This window comes from Mesorhizobium sp. M7A.F.Ca.CA.003.01.2.1 (genome assembly GCF_003998945.1).
In the GTDB taxonomy this organism is placed as follows: Bacteria; Pseudomonadota; Alphaproteobacteria; order Rhizobiales; family Rhizobiaceae; genus Mesorhizobium; species Mesorhizobium ciceri.
Map to the genome: position 1 here is coordinate 1 of NZ_RZRA01000702.1, position 3,091 is coordinate 3,091.

Consider the following 3,091-nt stretch of genomic DNA (forward strand, 5'->3'; position numbering starts at 1 on the left):
CTCATCGACGGTGAGAAGCCGTTTCGATCATGGGATGGCAACGCTTTTTTGCTCGCTCGGTGAGACGGAACATTACAGCACGATGCCAGTTCGGATGTCGAGCAAAGGGCACCAACGAGTGTCCTCGATTCGAAGGAGGAGCGCGGGCTGGACGGCAATCGGATCAAGTCCGAAGGATTACGCCGCTAATCGATTGCCGAAGGACTGAACGCCACCGCGCGGGCCTGTGGTCCGCGGGGCGACCAAGGAGCAAGGAAATAAACCTGTGCAAGGGTCCGCCGGTCAGCTTCTCGGCGGTGGACACAGGCTTGTAATGCCGGGCGCTTATCACCACACTACGATCAAGGGACCGCTATCAAGAGAATGTGATGTCTCGTTCGAGCGACGATACCGCGGATCCGCATGTCGAGATGGCGGTGGATCGGGAGATTGCCTCCCTGCTGGCAGCCATAGAGCAGGAAAAGATTCCGGACCGCCTCACCAAGCTGGCGATCGAATTGCAGAACGCGCTCGTCGAGAAGCGTCGGCGCGACGTGAACAACTGACTATCTGCGGCTGTCGACCTCGACGTCGAGCTGACCGTCCGACAGCTGGTTTCTCCTCTCCATCAATGTCTCCAGCGAACTCTCCCCTAGGAGTTCAAGGATGTTGGCGCGCGCACGGTTCAGGCGGCTTTTGACCGTCCCGACCGCGCAACCGCATATGTCGGCGGTTTCCTCGTAGCTCACTCCCAAAACGCCGATCAGCATCAGCACCTCGCGTTGGTGTTCAGGCAGTCTTTGAATGGCGCCGTGAACTTCCCTGCTCTGAACGGTCCATTCCTGGGTGGCTTCCGAAATTGGTCTCGAAGAGGCGCAGTCGAGCAGGCCTGGCGCCTCCCGGGCAGCGATCTTGACCCGGGTATAATAGGTGTTGCGCATGATGGTGAAGAGCCACGACTTCATTCGCGTACCGGGTTCGAACTTGTCGATGTTGGCGAGACCCTTGGTCAGTGTCTCCTGCACGAGATCGTCAGCATCGTCGGGGACGCGGCAGAAGGTGCGGGCGAATGCCCGCAGGGCGGGTATCAGGTCAACGATGGAAACTTCATTGGTTTCCTGGTCGGCCAAAAGGCAGCCTCCGGATGACAATGGTCCAGCTCCCAGCAGAAAGAGTGTGTGAACGCAGCCTCAGCTAAATGCATGGAAGTTTGGTTCGTTCCTCTTGCTGGAGACAACTCTTCATAATTCTTCGCGGGCGGAGATATCTGTCATGCGATCGGCGCATACCATCACCGCAGCAGCGACGCCTCCTTCGACAGTGGTATCTACAGCGTCCGCTTTTTTACGGGAACAAAGCCGTTCACCGGCAGTTTGATGGCTTGCCACTTTAACCTTCCAGTATCGATCGAGGACCTGTCATGGCCAAATCCGCTCGCCCCTCCGCTCGCCAATCGGCAAGTGGACTGGATCAGAATAGCGCGCGCGGAAATGGCGGCGAGTTGCACCAGGTCGCGGGAGACGACACGCCTGTCCTTACCACGGCGCTCGGAACGCCTGTCTCCGACGACCAAAACACATTGCGGATCGGTGAACGCGGACCATCGCTGATCGAAGACTTTCACTTTCGCGAGAAGATTTTCCACTTCGACCACGAACGCATCCCGGAACGGGTCGTCCATGCCCGCGGCTATGGCGCGCATGGTTATTTCGAGACCTACGACTCACTGGCCAAATACACACGTGCCGACATTTTCCAGCGAGCTGGTGAAAAGACGCCGGCATTCGTTCGTTTCTCGACGGTTGCCGGCAACAAGGGCTCGTTCGATCTCGCCCGCGACGTGCGCGGCTTTGCGGTCAAGCTCTACACCAAGGAAGGCAATTGGGATTTGGTCGGCAACAACATTCCGGTCTTCTTCATCCAGGACGCCATCAAGTTTCCCGATCTGATCCACGCCGCCAAACAGGAGCCCGACCGTGCTTTTCCGCAGGCACAGACGGCGCACGACAATTTCTGGGACTTCATCAGCCTGATGCCGGAATCGATGCACATGGTGATGTGGATCATGTCGGATCGCGCCATCCCGCGTTCCTTCCGCTTCATGCAAGGCTTCGGTGTGCATACGTTCCGCCTCGTCAACGCCAAGGACGAATCCACCTTCGTCAAGTTCATCTGGAAACCCAAGCTCGGCATGCAATCGGTGGTCTGGAACGAGGCGGTCAAGATCAACGGCGCCGATCCCGACTTCCATCGCCGCGATCTGTGGGAGGCCATACAGGCCGGCAATTTCCCGGAATGGGAGTTGACGGTGCAACTGTTCGATCAGGCGTTTGCCGACAGTTTTGACTTCGATATCCTGGACGCAACGAAGATCATTCCCGAAGAGGTTCTCGAACCAATTCCGGTCGGTCGGCTGGTGCTCGACCGGATGCCGGATAATTTCTTCGCCGAGACCGAGCAGGTTGCATTCATGACGCAGAATGTGCCGCCCGGAATCGATTTCTCCAACGATCCGCTTCTGCAGGGCCGCAACTTCTCCTATCTCGATACCCAATTGAAGCGGCTGGGCAGTCCGAACTTTACCCATCTGCCGGTCAATGCGCCGAAGTGCCCGTTCGCCCATTTTCAACAGGACGGGCACATGGCCATGCGCAATCCGGCCGGTCGCGCCAACTATGAACCTAACTCATGGGGACTGGGACCGCGCGAGGATCCGCAGCGTGGCTTCCGTTCTTTCTCCGATGCCGAACAAGGGCAGAAAGTACGTCTGCGCGCGGAGAGCTTCGCCGATCACTACAGCCAGGCCCGGCAATTCTTCAACAGCCAGACACCACCGGAGCAGCGTCACATCGCGATGGCGCTGACGTTTGAACTGAGCAAGGTCCAGGCACCGGCGATCCGCGAACGCATGGTTTCGCATTTGTTGAACATCGATGAAACGCTGGCGACCACGGTCGCCGACAAGCTCGGCATCCGTGACATGCCCGAACCTGCCGAAGCCGCCGTTCCACCGCGCGATGACTTGCCGCCGTCGCCGGCGCTCAGCATCATCCAAAACGGGCCCGACAGTTTCGAAGGCCGCAAAGTCGGTGTCATGCTCAGCGATGGAGCC

3 protein-coding genes are annotated in these 3,091 nt (G+C 58.5%); 2 read left to right on the top strand and 1 reads right to left on the bottom strand.

Features of this window, described 5'->3' with window-relative positions; genetic code table 11:
* Nucleotides 1-368: 368 nt before the first annotated feature.
* The gene (locus EN969_RS23970; RefSeq protein WP_081714227.1) at nucleotides 369-545 is read left to right on the top strand and encodes a hypothetical protein; all 177 of its coding nucleotides are present in this window, start codon (nucleotides 369-371) and stop codon (nucleotides 543-545) included.
* On the opposite strand, the gene EN969_RS23975 is transcribed toward EN969_RS23970, so the two are convergent.
* Nucleotides 546-1,109: a sigma-70 family RNA polymerase sigma factor gene (locus tag EN969_RS23975; RefSeq protein ID WP_013533212.1), complete on the bottom strand. Its 564-nt coding sequence runs from the start codon at nucleotides 1,107-1,109 to the stop codon at nucleotides 546-548. It abuts the gene before it with no gap.
* 290 nt (nucleotides 1,110-1,399) lie between these two features.
* On the opposite strand from EN969_RS23975, the gene EN969_RS23980 reads away from it, so the two are divergent.
* The coding region (locus EN969_RS23980) for a catalase (RefSeq protein ID WP_127419451.1) at nucleotides 1,400-3,091 on the top strand (1,692 nt) is incomplete at its 3' end.